Here is a 17,201-nt window from a genome sequence, read left to right as displayed (position 1 = left end):
GTACCGTTTGTACGTGACCGCGCTCCTCGCGTCCCCCCACCTGAACCCGATGCTGTTCGGCATCAAGTGGATGGACCCAGACTGGCTCCTCTCCGAGTTCGGGTCGAGCCTGATCTGGCTGAGCCTCGTCATCGTCTTCATCGAGTGCGGGTTGTTCTTCCCGTTCCTCCCGGGTGACACCCTGCTCTTCGCCCTCGGCCTCTTCATCGCCGGCGAGCAGATCCACATCCTCGGCGTGGGCTCGCCGTTCCTCGAGCTCGTGATCGCCGTGCTGCTGCTGACCACCGCTGCCCTGCTGGGCAACGTCGTCGGCTACGAGATAGGCCGGGCCATCGGGCCTCCGCTCTACAACCGCGACGGCCGGATCCTCAAGCGCAAGTACTTCGACGACACCTCGGCGTTCTTCGAGAGGCACGGCAGCAAGGCGCTGGTCATCGGCCGGTTCGTGCCGTTCGTGCGGACCTACATCACCGTGGTCGCCGGTGTGACCCGGATGGACCGGCGCAAGTTCTTCTCCTGGAGCCTGGTCGGCGCCGCGCTGTGGGTCGTCTCGATCACGCTGCTCGGCTACTTCCTCGGCAACGTGCCGCGGCTCGGCCCGTTCCTCTCCGAGAACATCGACTACGCGATCTTCGTGATCCTGCTCTTCACCGTGATCCCGATCGGCTTCGAGGCGATCAAGCGGCGCCGGACCCACCACGCCGAGCGTGAGGCCGCGCGCAACGCCGTACCGGTCCCCGACGTGCCCGAGGAGTCACCCGCGGGCTGAGTCCAGCTGCGCCTTGGTCAGCACCGGGCGCACCTCGAGCCCGACGTCCGCGAGCGGGTTCTGGTCGACCGGGCTGCGGTCGATCGCGCAGACCACGACCTCGACCGTCGCGCCCAGCGCACGCAGCGCGTTCGTCGCGTCGCGAACGGCGCCGCCGGTGGTGATCACGTCCTCGATCAGCGTGATCCGGCGGCCGGCCACGTCCGGACCCTCCGCGAGCTTGTTGGTGCCGTAGGTCTTCGCCTGCTTGCGCACGAACAGCGCCGGCCGGCCGGTGAGGCTGCTGACCATCGTCGCGATCGGGACGCCGCCGAGCTCGAGCCCACCGAGCAGGTCGGTGTCCTCCGGGAGCAGCCCGACCATCTCGCGCGCGACCCGGAGCAGCAGCGCCGGGTCGGCCTCGAAGAGGTACTTGTCGAAGTACTCCGTCGCCTGCTGACCCGAGCGGAGCGTGAACTCCCCCGTCAGTCGGCAGATCGCGTCGATGTCGGCAGCCAGCGTCTCGTCCACGCCGCAGAGCGTAGTCGGGGACGCCGGTGGTTGAGGAGGCGCGCCAGCGCTGTCTCGAAACCCCCGCAGCCGAGGCAGGGGCGATGGCGCCAGGCCCGAGGCTCGAAGCCACCACCCACCGGCGGGTGATTGGAACCGCTTCGTCTGAAAACTTTACTCGAACATATGTGCGAATCGTGGTAGGCTGTGGTATGGCCACTCGGACCCGCCGTACCACCCTCGACCCTCAGGTCGAGACGGTGCTGCGCGCCGCCGAGGTCACCCACCACGCCGAGATCATGGCGGCGGCACGGACCTACGAGCTCGCCGCCACCTGGGCCGAGCTCCACCCCGGCGACGACGTCGACCCGGTCGTCGACGACGACGGCAACCTGGTCATGTACGGCGATCAGCCCCTCTCTCTCGCCGGCGAGGGCGCGCCCACCGTCGCCGAGTTCGCCATCCCCGAGTTCGCCGCCGCGGTCGGCCTCTCCCCCGTCGCCGGCCGCAAGCTCGTCGGCTCCGCCCTCGAGGCCAAGCACCGCCTCCCCCGGCTCTGGGCGCGCGTCATGACCGGCGAGGTCCCCGCCTGGAAGGTCCGCCGGATCACCGAGCACACCCACCGCCTGCCCGCGGGCGGCGCGCAGTACGTCGACGCGGCGCTCGCCCCGATCGCCCACGACTGCTCGTTCGCCCAGATCGAGTCCACAGCGATGACCGCGGTCGAGCAGTACGACCACGAGCGGTTCGAGGAGCTGAGGCGCCGGCGCGCCAAGCACCGGCACCTCGACATCGCCCTGGGCGACGCCGCTCTCAACGACGGCCTCGTCCCGGTGACCGGGCTCCTCGACCTGGCCGACGCGCGTGCTCTCGAAGCCGCGGTCAAGACCAAGGCCCACGCGCTCCTCACCGAGCACCCCGAGCTCGACCTCGACACCCGCCGCGCCATGGCCCTCGGCCACCTCGCCGACACGTCGCTGGCCGGCGGCGGCAGCGGTGCCCGCGAGCTCGTGATCTACGCCCACCACGACTCACGCCAGACCCACGGCGTCGTCAACGTCGAGGGCGGCAGCTCCCCGATCACCATCGACCAGCTCGCCGAGTGGTGCCGCCAGGCCAACACCCGGGTGTCGATCCGCCCGGTCCTCGACCTGAGCGAGCACCTCTCGACCGACGCCTATGCACCCGGCTCGCGTCTCCGCGAACAGATCGTCCTGACCTGCCCCACCTGCGTCTTCCCCGGCTGCGGCCGATCCGCCCGTCGCTGCGACCTCGACCACATCACTCCCTGGCATCGAGGCGGCGCCACCACCTCGCGGAACCTCGCACCCCTCTGCCGACTGCACCACCGCCTCAAGACCCACGGCTTCTGGACCTACCGCAGGCTCACGATGACCTCCTTCGAGTGGACTTCACCCATGGGACGCGTCTACCTCAGCGACCTCACCCACAAGCGACGACGAACCCACTGACGCCACCCCGCCGGCCCCGCCGGCGGGGTCACAGCCATGCCTCGGGCCACTTGGTACGGTGCGCCCCGACCGAACGCGCCTTCCACTTCGCCGGTCGACCACGGCGCGGCGCTACTGTCGGCCGCATGCTCGCGCACCGACTCGAGGGCATCGCGCCCACGATCTTCTCGGAGATGTCCGCCCTCGCCGTCCGCACCCAGTCGGTCAACCTCGGCCAGGGGTTCCCGGACGTGGACGGACCGCCGGAGGTGATCGCGCGGGCGGTGCACGCGCTGGAGAGCGGGCTCAACCAGTACGCACCCGGGCCGGGGACGCCGCCGCTGCGCCAGGCGATCGCCCGCCACCAGCAGCGCCACTACGGCATCGACCTCGACCCCGACAGCCAGGTCGTGGTCACCACCGGCTGCACCGAGGGCATCGCGGCCGCGCTGCTGGGGCTGGTCAATGCCGGGGACGAGGTCGTCGTCATCGAGCCCTACTACGACTCCTACCCGGCCATGCTCCAGATGGCGGGCGCCGTACGGCGTCCTGTCACGCTGCGGTCTCCCGACTTCCGGTTGGACGTCGACGAGCTGCGCGCGGCCGTCACGTCGCGGACCCGGTTCGTGCTCCTGAACTCGCCGCACAACCCGACCGGCACCGTGCTCACCCGCGACGAGCTCCAGGCGGTCGCCGACCTCGCGATCGAGCACGACCTGGTCGTCATCACCGACGAGGTCTACGAGCACCTCGTGTACGACGGTCGCGAGCACGTCCCGCTCGCCACCCTGCCGGGGATGTTCGAGCGCACGCTGACGCTCTCGAGTGCCGGGAAGTCCTACTCGTTCACCGGGTGGAAGGTGGGCTGGGCGACCGGACCGGCCCATCTCGTCGGCGCCGTGCTCGCGGCCAAGCAGTGGCTCACCTTCACCTCCGGCTCGCCGCTTCAGCCGGCCGTCGCGTACGCGCTCGACGAGGAGCCCGACTTCCCGCTGGCGCTGGCGGCGGACCTGCAGGCCCGCAGGGACCTGCTCTGCACGGGGCTCACCGACGTCGGCCTCGACGTACGGGTCCCGGAGGGCACCTACTTCGCCACCACCGACATCTCCGCACTCGGTTGGACGGACGGAGCGGCGTTCTGCCGTGCGCTGCCCGAGCGGGCCGGGGTCGTCGCGATCCCGACCCAGGGCTTCTACGACTCCGACGCCGGCCGGCACCTGGTGCGCTGGGCGTTCTGCAAGGAGCCGGCCGTCATCGCAGAGGGCCTCCGACGCCTGGCGGCGGCGGACCTGGCGGGGTAGCGCGGGCGAACCACGGGCGCGTGTCGGCCCGCAGCAGCATCCCGATGCACGCGACGCTGGCGAGGAGCGGCAGGACCAGCAGGAAGGCGCCGACGGCGACACCGACCAGGCAGAAGACGGCGCAGGTGGCCGCCGAGACGATCAGCACGATCCGGGCCCAGTCGATGCGGCGGAAGACGAGCACGGCGAGGACCGCGGCGGACAGGGCCCACAGGACGAGGCCCGCGAGCACCAGGAAGGTGAACCCGATCAGCACGGTGTCCGAGACGCCCTGGTCGGCCAGGTCCGGGTTCTGCCGGTGCGCCTCGTCGAGCATCAGGTCCGGCGAGACGGCGAGCACGACGGCGGTCGCCAGCAGCCCGACCACCACCAGCCCGCTGAAGACCCAGGTCAGCACGCAGGCCCACAGGACCGTCGGGGGCCGCTGCGCGTCCGACGGCGCCACCGTGGCCGGCGCAGCCGGCGCCAGCGCCGTACGGCGCTCCGGGATCGGGTCGCCGTTGAACCACGCACGCGCGGGCTGGAGCCACAGGATCGCGGCCGAGGCCGCCACCACCGAGGTGATGAAGCCGCCGGTCACCGTGCCGGCGAGGAAGAGCGGTACGGCGAGCACCGTGACCGCCGCCCGGGCGCTCCGGCTGCGGCGTAGCACCTGGTAGCCCAGGATGCCCGCGGCGGTCGCGCACCCGGCCGTCACCATCGCGAGCGTGCGGATGCCGGAGACGACCGTGTCGCTGCCGATCCCCAGCTCCGACCCGGGCGAGGTGGCGAGGAAGGCGTTGATCTTCTGCTGGGTCTCCAGCGTGTGCAGCCCGGAGAGCCGGTCGATGACGAGCCCCAGCGCGAAGACCGACCCGACCATGATCAGCCACCCCGCCATGGTCACCTGGCGGGGTCGCGTCGGGGTCGGGTCGCTCACGCCGACCATTTCATCACGCCGTCGTCAGCTGCAGACCATCGCCGGACGGCGCCCGCTCGATGGTGACGCTCCCGCCGTCGGCCACCTCGCCCGCGATCAGCGCCTTCGCCAGCGGGTCACCGATGGCGTTCTGGATCAGCCGCCGCAGCGGACGGGCGCCGTACGCCGGGTCGTAGCCGGTGTCGGCAAGCCAGCGCTTCGCGTCCTCGCTGACCGAGATCGTGATCCGGCGTACGGCGAGGCGCTTCTCGAGCAGCGCGAGCTGGAGGTCGACGATGTGGGTGAGCTCGTCGAGGGTCAGCGCGTCGAAGATGACGATCTCGTCGAGCCGGTTGAGGAACTCCGGCTTGAACGAGCCCCGCACGGTCGCCAGCACGGACTCCCGCTTCTGCGTCTCGTCCAGCGAGGGGTCGACCAGGAAGTTGGAGCCCAGGTTGCTGGTCAGGATCAGCAGGGTGTTGCGGAAGTCGACCGTGCGGCCCTGGCCGTCGGTGAGCCGCCCGTCGTCGAGCACCTGCAGCAGGATGTCGAAGACCTCGGGGTGCGCCTTCTCGACCTCGTCGAGCAGCACCACCGAGTAGGGGCGGCGGCGCACGGCCTCGGTGAGCTGGCCGCCCTCGTCGTACCCGACGTAGCCGGGAGGGGCACCCACGAGCCGGGCCACCGAGTGCTTCTCGGAGTACTCGCTCATGTCGATGCGCACGATCGCGCGCTCGTCGTCGAAGAGGAAGTCGGCGAGCGACTTCGCGAGCTCGGTCTTGCCGGTGCCGGTCGGGCCGAGGAAGAGGAACGAGCCGGTGGGCCGGTTGGGGTCCGAGAGCCCGGCGCGCGAGCGGCGTACGGCATCGCTGACGGCCGTGACCGCGCCGCGCTGGCCGATCAGGCGCTCGCCGATGACCTCCTCCATCTTGAGGAGCTTGGCGGTCTCCCCCTCGAGCATCCGGCCGACCGGGATGCCGGTCCACGCCTCGACGACCTCGGCCACCTGCTCGGCGCCGACCTCGTCACCGACCAGCGGGTCGATGGTGGAGTCCTCGGACTCCGCGGCGGCCGCGAGGGCCTTCTCGAGCTCGGGGATCTTGCCGTAGAGGAGCTCGCTCGCCTCGTCGAGCTTGCCCTCGCGCATGAGCCGGTCGGCGTGCACCTTGACGCTGTCGAGGCGGCGGCGCAGCTCGCCCTCGCCCTCGAGGGACGACTTCTCGTGGTCCCACCGGGCCTCGAGCGCGCGCAGCTGCTCCTCCTTGTCGGCCAGGTCCGCACCCAGCTTCTCGAGCCGGTCCTTGGAGGCGGCGTCGCTCTCGCGGTTGAGCGCGAACTGCTCCATCTTCAGCCGGTCCACCTGCCGGCGGAGCTGGTCGATCTCCTCCGGGGAGGACTCGATCTCCATGCGGAGCCGGGACGCGGCCTCGTCGATCAGGTCGATCGCCTTGTCGGGCAGGTTGCGCCCGGTGATGTAGCGGTCGGACAGGGTCGCGGCGGCGACCAGCGCGGCGTCGGTGATCCGGACGCCGTGGTGCGCCTCGTACTTCTCCTGGATGCCACGCAGGATCTGGATGCTGTCCTCGACCGACGGCTCACCCACGAAGACCTGCTGGAAGCGGCGCTCCAGCGCCGGGTCCTTCTCGATCCGCTCGCGGTACTCGTCGAGGGTGGTCGCGCCGATCATGTGCAGCTCGCCGCGGGCCAGCATCGGCTTGAGCATGTTGCCGGCGTCCATCGCGGAGTCGCCGCCGGCGCCCGCGCCGACGACCGTGTGCAGCTCGTCGATGAAGGTGATGATCTGCCCGCCGGCGTCCTTGATCTCCTCGAGCACGGCCTTGAGCCGCTCCTCGAACTCGCCGCGGTACTTCGCGCCCGCGACCATCGCCGCCAGGTCGAGGCTGAGCACCCGCCGACCCTTGAGCGAGTCGGGGACGTCGCCCGCGACCACGCGCTGGGCGAGGCCCTCGACGACGGCGGTCTTGCCGACGCCGGGCTCGCCGATCAGCACGGGGTTGTTCTTGGTACGCCGGGACAGCACCTGGATCACCCGGCGGATCTCGGAGTCGCGGCCGATGACCGGGTCGAGGCGGCCGTCCTCGGCGGCCTCGGTGAGGTCGACGGAGTACTTCTCCAGCGCCTCGTACGTCGACTCCGCGTCCTGGCTCGTCACCCGGCGGTTGCCGCGCACGGCCGTCAGGCCCTCGCGCAGCCCGGCCTCGGTGAGACCGGCGTCCAGCAGCACCTTCTGCGCGCTGCTCTCGACGCCGGCGAGCGCGATGAGCAGGTGCTCGGTCGCGACGAAGTCGTCCTTCATGCCGCTGGCGAGGTCGAGCGCGGCGGCCAGCACCCGCGTCAGCGACGCCGAGCCGGACGGCTGCTGGACGGTCGCGCCGCTCGCCGTCGGCAGCGCGGCGAGCGCGGCCTCTGCGCGGGCGGTCAGCTGCTTGGCGTCCACGCCCGCCTTGGTCACCAGGTTGCGCGGCGTACCGTCCTCCTCGCGCAGCAGCGCCACGAGCAGGTGGATCGGCTCGGTGTGCGTGTGACCGGCCGTGGTCGCGGCCACCTGGGCGGCCTCGATCGCCTCACGGCTGCGGGTGGTGAACTTCTCGGCTCCGAAGGTGCTCATGCTTCTCCCTGCTAACGGCCTCGTCGCCACACGACGACGGACTGACCTGGCTCTGGTCGGCGGAGGACCGGCAGCTTGTTGACCGGTCCGTCGGTACGGCGCGCCGCGGCCGCCTGCCGCAGCGCCTCCCGGGTCGCGGCGAGCTCGGCCTGCAGCTCCTCGTTGCGCTGCACGAGGGCGGCGACCCGGTTCTCGAGGTCGAGGATCCGGCGGACGCCCTCGATGCCGATGCCCGCCGAGGTGAGGTCGCTGATCTCGCGGAGCAGCTCGACGTCACGGTGGGTGTAGCGGCGACCGCCGCCTCCGGTGCGGCCGGGCATGATCAGCCCGAGCCGCTCGTAGGTGCGCAGCGTCTGCGGGTGCAGCCCGCTCAGCTCCGCGGCGACGCTGATGACGTAGACGGCGCTGTCCGGACCCGGCGGCTCGTAACGGGGACGCCCGGCCACGGGATCAGGCCTCCTCGAAGAGCTTCGAGCGCAGCGGCTTGGCGGCGGTGGCGGCCCGGTAGGCCTCGACCGCCTCTCGGGCGGCCGGGTCGAGCACGGCCGGCACCTGCACCTCGACGGTCGCGAGCAGGTCGCCCTGCGTGCCGTCGGACTTCTGGGCGCCGCGACCGCGGACCCGGAAGGTCCGCCCGTTGGGGGTCCCGGCCGGGACCTTGAGGGTCACCGGGGAGCCACCGAGGGTCGGGATCTTGATCTCGGCGCCGAGCGCGAGCTCGTCGAACGAGACCGGGACCTCGAGGAGGAGGTTGTCGTCCTTGCGGCCGAAGAGGCGGTGCGGCGAGACCTTCACGGAGACGTAGAGGTCACCGGCCGGGCCACCGCTCTCGCCCGGTGCGCCCTTGCCGCGCAGCCGGATCCGCTGGCCGTCCTTCACCCCAGCGGGGATGCGGGCCTGGATGGTGCGGGCCGACGTACCGCGACCACTGCCGTGGCAGGTCGGGCAGGACTCGTCGTAGACGAGCTGCCGGCCGCCGCACATCGGGCAGGTCTCGTTGATAGCGAAGGCGCCTCCGGCGGACGCGACCACGAAGCCCGCGCCGTCGCACTGCGGGCACACGTGCGGCTTCGTGCCGGGCTTGCCGCCGGTGCCCTTGCAGTCGGGGCACGCGGAGTCCGAGGTCATCCGCAGCGAGACCGTGACGCCGTCGAGGGCGTCGGCGAAGCTGATGGTCGCGGTCGTCTCGACGTCCGCGCCCTTCTGCGGGCGGACCCGACGACCGCGAGCGCTACCACCGCCGAAGAGGTCGCCGAACATGTCGCCGAACCCACCGCCGCCGCCACCACCGGTCCGGTCGCGGAGCAGGTCGTTGAGGTCGAAGCCGCCACCCCCGCCCCCGCCGAAGCCGGTGGGGTAGCCGCCGCCGTAGACGCGCATCTCGTCGTACTTGGCGCGCTTGTCGGCGTCGCCGATGACGTCGTACGCCTCGGCGACCGCCTTGAACTTGTCGTGCTTCGCGCTGTCGCCGGGGTTGGAGTCGGGGTGGTTGGCGCGCGCCAGCTTGCGGTAGGCCTTCTTGATCTCGTCGGCCGTCGCGGTCTTGCTGACGCCCAGCTCGGCGTAGAAGTCCTTCTGGGCCCAGTCGGCCCGGAACCCGTCATTCGTGCTCATGCGCGCACCTCCCTTCTCGTCTTGTTATGCGGTCGGCCCGCTGGGCGGGTCGACGACCAGCACCTGCGCGGCCCGGACCACCCGGTCGCCGATGCGGTAGCCGGCCTTGGCGACCACCTTGCACGTCGTCACCTCGACCTCGGGGTCCTCGCCGATGTGGGAGAGGGCCTCGTGGATCGTGGGGTCGAACGCCTCGCCGGGCGCACCGAACTTGGTGAGCCCGAGCCCGGCGACGACCCGCTCGAGCTGGTCGGCGACGGTCTGGAAGCCGGCGTCCAGGTCGCCGTGCTCGCGGGCCCGGTCGATGGTGTCGAGCACCTCGGTGATCGGGGCGAGCGCGGCGTACGTCGCGTTCTCCCGGATCAGGTCGCGGTCGCGCTCGACCCGGCGCTTGTAGTTGACGAACTCCGCCTGCAGCCGCTGGAGGTCGTTGGTCCGCTCGGCCAGCGCGATCTGGGCGAGGGTGAGCTCGTCCATCCCGGCCTGCTCCGCGGGCTCGACGACCGGCTGCTCGGCCGGAGGCCCCTCGGGCTGAGGAGCAGGGGTCTCCTGCTCCTCAGCCGCCGGAGTACCGGGCTCGCCCTGGGACGGCTCGGTCACTTGGTCTCGCCCTCGGGACCCTCGTCGACGATCTCGGCGTCGACGACGTCGTCGTCGGACTCGCCGGTCGAGCCGTCCGAGCCACCGGCCGCAGCCTGCTCGGCCTCGGCCGCGGCGTACATCGCCGCGCCCATCTTCTGGCTCGACTCGTTGAGCTTGGTGACACCGGCCTGGATCGTCTCGGCGGACGCCTCGGCGTCCTCGAGGATCGCCTTGAGCGCGTCGACGTCGGCCTGGACCTCGGTCTTCACGTCCTCGGGCAGCTTCTCCGTGTTGTCGGCGAGGAACTTCTCGGTCGTGTAGACGAGCTGGTCGGCCTGGTTGCGGGTCTCGACCGCGGCGCGCCGGTTGGCGTCCTCCTCGGCGTACTGCTCCGCCTCCTTGACCATCCGGTCGATGTCGTCCTTCGACAGCGCGGAGCCGCCGGAGATCGTCATGGACTGCTCCTTGCCGGAGCCCTGGTCCTTCGCGGTCACGTGCACGATGCCGTTGGCGTCGATGTCGAAGGTGACCTCGACCTTCGGCACGCCGCGCGGGGCCGGCGGGAGGCCGGTCAGCTCGAAGTTGCCGAGGGGCTGGTTCTGCGACCACATCTGGCGCTCGCCCTGGGCGACCTTGATCTCGACCGACGGCTGGTTGTCGTCGGCGGTCGTGAAGATCTCGGACCGCTTGGTCGGGATCGTCGTGTTGCGCTCGATCAGCGTGGTCATCACGCCGCCCTTGGTCTCGATGCCGAGGGACAGCGGGGTGACGTCGAGGAGCAGCACGTCCTTGACCTCGCCCTTGAGGACACCGGCCTGCAGGGCGGCGCCGACGGCGACGACCTCGTCCGGGTTGACGCCCTTGTTGGGCTCCTTGCCGCCGAGCAGCTCCTTGACGACGTCGCTGACGGCGGGCATCCGGGTGGAGCCACCGACGAGCACGACGTGGTCGATCTTGTCGACGGCGACGCCGCCGTCCTTGAGGACCTGCTGGAAGGGCTTCTTGGTGCGGTCGAGCAGGTCGGCCGTCAGCTTCTGGAACTCGCTGCGGCTGAGCTTCTCCTCGAAGTGCAGCGGGCCGGACTCGCCGTGCGTGATGTACGGCAGGTGGATCGTGGTCTCGGCGGACGAGGACAGCTCGATCTTCGCCTTCTCCGCAGCCTCCTGGAGGCGCTGCTTGGCGATCTTGTCGGCACCGAGGTCGACGCCGTTGTTGTCCTTGAACTTCTTGACCATCCAGTCGACGACGCGGGCGTCCCAGTCGTCACCACCGAGGTGGTTGTCGCCCGAGGTCGCCTTGACCTCGACGACGCCCTCGCCGATCTCGAGGAGGGACACGTCGAACGTGCCGCCACCGAGGTCGAAGACGAGGATCGTCTGGTCGTCGCCCTTGTCGAGGCCGTAGGCGAGCGCGGCCGCGGTCGGCTCGTTGACGATGCGGCTCACGTTGAGGCCCGCGATCTCGCCGGCCTCCTTGGTGGCCTGGCGCTGCGCGTCGGAGAAGTACGCCGGGACCGTGATCACCGCGTCGGTGACGGTCTCGCCGAGGTAGGCCTCCGCGTCGCGCTTCAGCTTCTGCAGCACGAACGCGCTGATCTGCTGCGGCGTGAAGTCCTTGCCGTCGATGTCGGTCTTCCAGTCGGTGCCCATGTGCCGCTTGACCGAGCGGATCGTCCGGTCGACGTTGGTCACGGCCTGGCGCTTGGCGACCTCACCGACCAGCACCTCGCCGGACTTGGCGAAGGCGACGACGGACGGGGTCGTCCGGGCGCCTTCCGCGTTTGCGATGACGGTGGGTTCGCCACCCTCAAGGACGGCGACGACGCTGTTCGTCGTGCCGAGGTCGATGCCGACCGCACGTGCCATGTCTGTAGTACCTCCGTGTTGAGTCCTGCGTGACGACCATCTTGCGTCGCCGGATGCAGTCTGCCAAATGAGTTGAGTCCGATCAACTCAACTTTGCTTACTTGGCTCAACGGAGGTCTGGCGCGATCCATTCCCCGGCGCGAAGGATCTGCGCATCTGATCCATGAGTCCATCCTCACTCGCGGGAATGTTCGACCCCCCGAACGGAGATGGAACGTGTATGACCGTTCCCACTGTCGCCCTGAACAACCAGACCACCATCCCCCAGCTCGGCTTCGGGGTCTTCCAGGTCCCGCCCGAGGAGACCGAGGCCACGGTCACCACCGCGTTCGAGGTGGGCTACCGCCACATCGACACCGCGCAGATGTACGGCAACGAGGCCGGCGTCGGCGCCGCCATCGCGAACGCCGGCATCCCGCGCGACGAGCTCTACATCACCAGCAAGCTCAACAACACCTTCCACGAGCCCGACGCCGCGCGCCGCGAGTTCGAGCGGACGCTCGAGCGGCTCGGCCTCGACCGGATCGACCTCTTCCTCATCCACTGGCCGCTGCCGACGCGGTACGACGGCGACTACGTGTCGACCTGGCGGACCCTCACCGAGTTCGTGGCCGACGGCCGCGCGACCTCGGTCGGCGTCTCCAACTTCCAGCCGGACCACCTGGACCGGATCGTGGAGGAGACCGGCTTCGTCCCGGCGGTGAACCAGATCGAGGTGCACCCGTACTTCACCAACGAGGCGGCGCGCGCCGCGTCGATCCGGCACGGCATCGAGGTCGAGGCCTGGTCACCGATCGCGAAGGGCAAGGTGATCGACGACGCCGTCATCGGCGAGATCGCCGCGGCCCACGGCAAGACGCCGTCGCAGGTCACGCTCCGCTGGCACCTCGACCGCGGCGACATCGTCTTCCCGAAGTCGATGCGCGAGGAGCGGATGCGCGAGAACTTCGACCTCTTCGACTTCACGCTCACCGACGACCAGGTCGCCACGATCAGCGCGCTGGACCAGGGCGAGGCCGGCCGCACCGGCCCCAACCCGGACACCTTCGACTGGATCCCCAGCTGATCGGCAGCTAGTCGTCGAGGGCCCGGCCCCAGGACTCAAGGGTCCTGGCGAGCCGGGCCCGCTCCGTCTCGTCGATCATCCCGACGAGCCGGTGCTCGTTGGCCAGGTGGGCGACGAACGCCCGGTCGATGAGGTCGCGCCCGGCATCGGTCAGCGCGACCACCCGGCCGCGGGCGTCGTCGTCGCTGACGCGACGGGTGACCCAGCCCTGCTCGACACAGCGGTCCACGCGCTTGGTGACCGCTCCGGACGAGACCATCGTCCAGTCGGCGAGGTCGCCGGGCGTCATCTCGTACGGCGCGCCCTCGCGCCGGAGCGTGGCCAGGACGTCGAACTCGCCCTCCCCCAGACCGAACTCGCCGTAGACGGCCACCAGCTCCTCGGTCAGCCGGGCGGCCAGGCGGTGCAGGCGCCCGATGACGCCCTGCGGTGAGACGTCGAGGTCGGGCCTGGCGACGTGCCACTTCACCATGATCCGGCCGACGTGATCGAGGTCGCCCTCGTCCGGTGCACCCATGCCTGGAATATATCTTACGCGGAAACTATTATGTCTTCCGTGGAAACTAAATCTTCCGCCCGCTGGGGCGTCCTCGCCCTCACCGCGCTGGCCCCGATCGCGTGGGGCTCGGGGTACTACGTGACCGAGACCTTCCTGCCCCCGGACCGCCCGCTCTTCGGCGCGACGGTGCGCGCGCTGCCGTTCGGCCTGCTCCTGCTCGCGTTCCGCCCCCGGTTGCCGCAGGGCATCTGGTGGTGGCGGACCCTCGTCCTCGGCACCCTCAACATCGGCGCCTTCTTCGTGCTGATCTTCATCGCCGCCTACCGGCTGCCCGGCGGCACCGCCGCCACCCTCACCGCGACCGCGCCCATCGCGGTCATGCTGGTCGCGTGGGGCCTGATCGGCGAACGACCCCGCGCCGCCTCCCTGGCCGGCGCTGCCGTCGGCGCCGCCGGCGTCGCCCTGCTCGTGCTGCGCGCCGACTTCGCCGTCGACCCGATCGGGGTCGCCGCGTCCCTCGGCGCCGTCGCCATGTCGTCGCTCGGCTTCGTGCTCGTCAAGCGGTGGCAGCCGCCGGTCGACCTGCTCACGTTCACCGCCTGGCAGCTGGTCGCCGGTGGGCTCGTGCTGCTCCCGATCGCGCTCGTCGTCGAAGGAGCCCCGCCCGCCCTGAGCCCGAGCGCGATCGGCGGCTTCCTCTACCTCGGCGTCGCCGGGACGCTCGTCGCGTACGTCGTCTGGTTCCACGGCCTGCGGCGACTGCCCGCGGGCGCGGTGTCGCTGGTCGGGCTGCTCAACCCGGTGGCCGGCACCGTCATCGGCGTCGCGCTCGCGGGCGAGTCGTTCGGCGGCAGCCAGGCCCTCGGCCTGCTGATGGTGCTCGCCGGCATCCTCGCCGGCCAGCGCCGCTCACCCCGTGACGGTGACCCGGACCTCGCCCGACTTCAGCCCCGAGTCGGTGTCGACCACCCGGAACCGGTTCACGCCTGACTTGCTGGTCTGCACGGCGATCTGGAAGGCCTCGCCGCTGACCGAGCCGGTCGCGGGGAAGTTGACCCAGGTCCCGTCCTGGAAGCGCTGTACGGTCAGGATCGCGCCCTCGCCCTCGGGATAGACGCCCGTCAGGTTGAACTGCTCCATCGGGCCGACCTCGACCGTCGAGGACGACAACGAGATCTCCCGCTCGGGCGACTCGCTCGGCGACTCGGAGGGACTCTCGGACGCGCTCTCGGTCTCGCCCGGCGCCAGCGTGATCTCGGGGTCCGTCGCCGCGCTGGTCTTCGACGGCGTCGGCAGGTAGAGGCTGGCCCGCCCGTTGGCGCTGGAGCCCTCGTCGTCACCGCCGATGCCGAGCACCTTGGTGCCGGCCAGCACGACGAGCCCGATCACCAGCCCGACGACCAGCCCGACGCCCACCAGGGCCACCAGGCCCGCGATGATCGGGTGCTCCTCGCTGGGTCGGTCCGGCAACTCGTCGGCCACGTCGTTCCTCTCCCGGTGCTAGGCGTACGCCGCCATTCTCACCCAGCGAGGCTAGATCCCGCGCTTCCAGACGATCTCCTCGTGCAGCTTGCGACTGCGCCAGCCGTCCGCCGTCCGGGTCATCGTGTGGTGGTAGAGCCCGCCGAACTCGACGACCTTCTCCCCACCCTTGCCGTCATCGAGAGGCATCGGGTTGTGGAAGTACGCCGAGCAGCTCGCCTCGTCGCCGTCGATGGAGATGTCGAGCTGGTGCAGGGAGTGCATCCGCTTCGGGAAGAAGGCCGGCAGCACCTCGGCGAGCCAGCTCTTCACGGCCGGGTAGGCGTCGGCGATCCCGCCGGACTCGGTGTAGTCGATCTCGGCGTCCTGGGTGAAGACGGAGTCGAGCAGGTCCCACGCACCGGTGTCGATGCCCCGGGTGTAGCGGATGACCACGCCCTCGATCTCGAGCCGGTCGCTGATCTCCTGGAGGTCCACGGGACCAACTCTGGCAGAAAAGTGGAACACGTTCTAGTCTGACCCGCATGCGATTCAGCTACGCCGAGGCGATGACCCAGGCGACGTACTACGCACCGTTGGCCCAGGCGGCAGAGGCCGCCGGCTACACGAGCATGACCGTCGCCGACAGCGTCATCTACCCGCAGGACTCCGACTCGAAGTATCCCTACACCGACACGGGGGACCGCGAGTTCCTCGACGGCAAGGAGTTCATCGAGACGATGGTGCTGTGCGCGCACCTCTTCGCGGTGACGACCACGCTGCGGCTGACGCCGTTCGTGCTCAAGCTGCCGATCCGGCCCCCGGTGCTGGTCGCCAAGCAGGCCTCGTCGCTGGCCTTCCTCTCCGACAACCGCCTCGGCCTCGGCGTCGGCATCTCGCCGTGGCCCGAGGACTTCGACGCCATGGGCGTCGACTGGGCCAGGCGCGGCAAGCGGATGGACGAGTGCATGGACATCCTCCGCGGCCTGACCACCGGTGAGTTCTTCGAGTACCACGGCGAGTTCTACGAGGTGGACGCCCTCAAGCAGTGCCCCGGCGCCACCGAGACGATCCCGCTCCTCGTCGGCGGCCACGTCGACAACGCCCTGCGCCGCGCGGTGCGCAAGGGCGACGGCTGGATGCACGCCGGCGGCGACGGCGAGGAGCTCGACCGGCTCCTCACGCGCCTCGCCGAGATCCGCAAGGAGGAGGGTGACACCCGCGACGACTTCGAGGTGCACGTGATCTCGTACGACGCCTACACCCCCGACGGCATCAAGCGCCTGGAGGACAAGGGCGTCACCGACTGCATCGTCGGCTTCCGGGTGCCCTACATCAAGGGCCCCGACACCGAGCCGCTCGACAAGAAGATCGCGCACCTGGAGCGGTACGCCGAGGACGTCATCCACAAGGTCAACGGATGAGCGAGAGCTACGGACTGACCAAGGTCCTCCAGGACGCCATCGCGGAGGCCGAGGAGCTGGTCGCGAACGCGCCGTTCATCAGGACGGAGCAGGACCGGCTGGAGGGCTACGACTACCTGTCGGGCCGGATCCGGATGGCCATGCAGATGGCCTTCGACCACGACCTCGACCGGACGCTGTTCATCAACCCGACCCACCAGTTCTCCCGCCAGGGCCTGGACAACCCGGACGCGATCTACTTCAACGCCTACCTCAAGGAGGGCGTGGAGTACGTCGTGCGCGGTCGTCGTGGCACGACGGCGGACCTGTCCTTCCAGGTGATGGGCGGCGCCTACTCGGCGACCACGGCGGCCACCTCGATGCTGGCCTTCGACGACCGCGAGCTCGAGAAGGACGCGGACGGCAACTTCGAGTTCACCTACACCGCCGAGCCCGGCGCGAAGACGATGATCGTGCGCGAGGTCTACAACGACTGGGACACCGAGGAGCGTGGTCTGATCACCATCGAGCGGGTGGACACGCTCGGTCAGCCGGCGAAGCCGCTGGAGCGCGACCGTCTCGCCAAGCGCTACGAGGTCGCCGCGCGCAGCCTCGTCGGCTCGATCCAGACCTGGTTCGCGTTCCCGGAGTTCTTCCAGAACAAGGAGCCGGTCAACCAGCCGACCGCGCCGCAGTCGACCCCGGGCGGCCTCGCGTCGCAGCGCTCGTCGATCGGGCACTACGCGATCGCGGAGGACGAGGCGCTGGTGATCACCGTGCCGGAGTGCACGGACTGCGCCTACCAGGCGATCCAGATCGGCTCGGACTGGTATGCCTCGACCGACTACGAGACCCACCAGACCTCGCTCACCAAGGCGCAGGCCCGGACCGATCCCGACGGCAAGATGCGGTTCGTGATCTCGGAGACGCCGCCCGGCGGCACCCCGATCGCCAACTGGCTGGAGACCACGGGCCACCGCACCGGCGCCCTGATGCTGCGGTGGCAGCGGCTGACCCGCGACCTCGGCCCCGAGGACGGGCCCGTCGCCGAGGTGATGCCGCTCGCCGACGTACCGTCCCGGGTCCCGCACTTCACCCCCCTCACCACGGAGCAGTACGCCGAGCGCATCGCCGCCCGGCAGCGCTCCGTGGCGCGGAGGATGATCAGCTGACC

At 70.4% G+C, this 17,201-nt stretch carries 17 protein-coding genes; 7 read left to right on the top strand and 10 right to left on the bottom strand.

The window, feature by feature from the left end; genetic code table 11:
* The first annotated feature begins 13 nt into the window (after window positions 1–13).
* Window positions 14–769 (top strand): DedA family protein, encoded by a 756-nt coding sequence (locus ABEA34_RS13890; protein WP_345521916.1) that lies wholly within the window; start codon window positions 14–16, stop codon window positions 767–769.
* Here the strand turns inward: ABEA34_RS13890 and pyrE are convergent.
* The gene (pyrE, locus tag ABEA34_RS13885) at window positions 755–1,279 is read right to left on the bottom strand and encodes an orotate phosphoribosyltransferase (RefSeq protein WP_345521914.1); all 525 of its coding nucleotides are present in this window, start codon (window positions 1,277–1,279) and stop codon (window positions 755–757) included. The genes ABEA34_RS13890 and pyrE overlap by 15 nt on opposite strands.
* A gap of 191 nt (window positions 1,280–1,470) precedes the next feature.
* On the opposite strand from pyrE, the gene ABEA34_RS13880 reads away from it, so the two are divergent.
* Both ABEA34_RS13880 and ABEA34_RS13875 read left to right on the top strand, forming a co-directional pair.
* Window positions 1,471–2,730, top strand: a complete 1,260-nt coding sequence (locus ABEA34_RS13880; protein WP_345521912.1) for an HNH endonuclease signature motif containing protein — start codon at window positions 1,471–1,473, stop codon at window positions 2,728–2,730.
* A gap of 125 nt (window positions 2,731–2,855) precedes the next feature.
* Window positions 2,856–4,010 (top strand): pyridoxal phosphate-dependent aminotransferase, encoded by a 1,155-nt coding sequence (locus tag ABEA34_RS13875; protein ID WP_345521910.1) that lies wholly within the window; start codon window positions 2,856–2,858, stop codon window positions 4,008–4,010.
* Here the strand turns inward: ABEA34_RS13875 and ABEA34_RS13870 are convergent.
* The 6 genes from ABEA34_RS13870 to dnaK are packed head-to-tail and all read right to left on the bottom strand — an operon-like array spanning window position 3,961 to window position 11,598.
* Window positions 3,961–4,929, bottom strand: coding sequence for a hypothetical protein (locus ABEA34_RS13870; RefSeq protein ID WP_345521909.1), 969 nt, complete (start codon window positions 4,927–4,929; stop codon window positions 3,961–3,963). The two genes, ABEA34_RS13875 and ABEA34_RS13870, sit on opposite strands and share 50 nt — an antisense overlap.
* A 13-nt stretch (window positions 4,930–4,942) precedes the next feature.
* A complete protein-coding gene (clpB, locus tag ABEA34_RS13865) occupies window positions 4,943–7,537 on the bottom strand; it encodes an ATP-dependent chaperone ClpB (protein ID WP_345521908.1) in 2,595 nt (864 codons plus the stop codon).
* A gap of 11 nt (window positions 7,538–7,548) precedes the next feature.
* On the bottom strand, window positions 7,549–7,983 hold the full coding sequence (locus ABEA34_RS13860) for a heat shock protein transcriptional repressor HspR (RefSeq protein ID WP_345521907.1): 435 nt from the start codon (window positions 7,981–7,983) through the stop codon (window positions 7,549–7,551).
* 4 nt (window positions 7,984–7,987) lie between these two features.
* Window positions 7,988–9,151 (bottom strand): molecular chaperone DnaJ, encoded by a 1,164-nt coding sequence (gene dnaJ, locus ABEA34_RS13855; protein ID WP_345521906.1) that lies wholly within the window; start codon window positions 9,149–9,151, stop codon window positions 7,988–7,990.
* Window positions 9,152–9,175: 24 nt separating this feature from the next.
* Window positions 9,176–9,751: a nucleotide exchange factor GrpE gene (gene grpE, locus ABEA34_RS13850; RefSeq protein WP_345521905.1), complete on the bottom strand. Its 576-nt coding sequence runs from the start codon at window positions 9,749–9,751 to the stop codon at window positions 9,176–9,178.
* Entirely contained in the window at window positions 9,748–11,598 is a 1,851-nt protein-coding gene (gene dnaK, locus ABEA34_RS13845; RefSeq protein WP_345521904.1) for a molecular chaperone DnaK, read from the bottom strand. Before dnaK ends, grpE begins: the two co-directional genes overlap by 4 nt.
* Window positions 11,599–11,818: 220 nt before the next feature.
* Between dnaK and ABEA34_RS13840 the strand changes: the two genes are divergently transcribed.
* Window positions 11,819–12,664: an aldo/keto reductase gene (locus ABEA34_RS13840; protein ID WP_345521903.1), complete on the top strand. Its 846-nt coding sequence runs from the start codon at window positions 11,819–11,821 to the stop codon at window positions 12,662–12,664.
* 7 nt (window positions 12,665–12,671) lie between these two features.
* Here the strand turns inward: ABEA34_RS13840 and ABEA34_RS13835 are convergent, their stop codons facing one another.
* Entirely contained in the window at window positions 12,672–13,181 is a 510-nt protein-coding gene (locus tag ABEA34_RS13835; protein ID WP_345521902.1) for a MarR family winged helix-turn-helix transcriptional regulator, read from the bottom strand.
* A 30-nt stretch (window positions 13,182–13,211) separates the two neighbouring features.
* Between ABEA34_RS13835 and ABEA34_RS13830 the strand changes: the two genes are divergently transcribed.
* Window positions 13,212–14,153: an EamA family transporter gene (locus ABEA34_RS13830; protein WP_345521900.1), complete on the top strand. Its 942-nt coding sequence runs from the start codon at window positions 13,212–13,214 to the stop codon at window positions 14,151–14,153.
* Here ABEA34_RS13830 and ABEA34_RS13825 read toward each other — a convergent pair.
* Together ABEA34_RS13825 and ABEA34_RS13820 are read right to left on the bottom strand one after the other, a co-directional pair.
* Window positions 14,073–14,645, bottom strand: coding sequence for a hypothetical protein (locus tag ABEA34_RS13825; protein ID WP_345521899.1), 573 nt, complete (start codon window positions 14,643–14,645; stop codon window positions 14,073–14,075). The two genes, ABEA34_RS13830 and ABEA34_RS13825, sit on opposite strands and share 81 nt — an antisense overlap.
* A gap of 51 nt (window positions 14,646–14,696) precedes the next feature.
* Window positions 14,697–15,122 carry a nuclear transport factor 2 family protein gene (locus ABEA34_RS13820; RefSeq protein ID WP_345521898.1) on the bottom strand — a complete coding sequence of 142 codons (426 nt, stop codon included), beginning with the start codon at window positions 15,120–15,122 and terminating at the stop codon, window positions 14,697–14,699.
* Window positions 15,123–15,169: 47 nt separating this feature from the next.
* Between ABEA34_RS13820 and ABEA34_RS13815 the strand changes: the two genes are divergently transcribed.
* Entirely contained in the window at window positions 15,170–16,048 is an 879-nt protein-coding gene (locus ABEA34_RS13815) for a TIGR03619 family F420-dependent LLM class oxidoreductase (protein ID WP_345521897.1), read from the top strand.
* Window positions 16,045–17,199: a DUF1214 domain-containing protein gene (locus tag ABEA34_RS13810; RefSeq protein ID WP_345521896.1), complete on the top strand. Its 1,155-nt coding sequence runs from the start codon at window positions 16,045–16,047 to the stop codon at window positions 17,197–17,199. The genes ABEA34_RS13815 and ABEA34_RS13810 overlap by 4 nt, the downstream gene beginning before the upstream one ends.
* Window positions 17,200–17,201: the final 2 nt, after the last annotated feature.

Source organism: Nocardioides conyzicola (genome assembly GCF_039543825.1).
In the GTDB taxonomy this organism is placed as follows: Bacteria; Actinomycetota; Actinomycetes; order Propionibacteriales; family Nocardioidaceae; genus Nocardioides; species Nocardioides conyzicola.
This window is presented reverse-complemented; position numbering and strand designations above follow the sequence as displayed.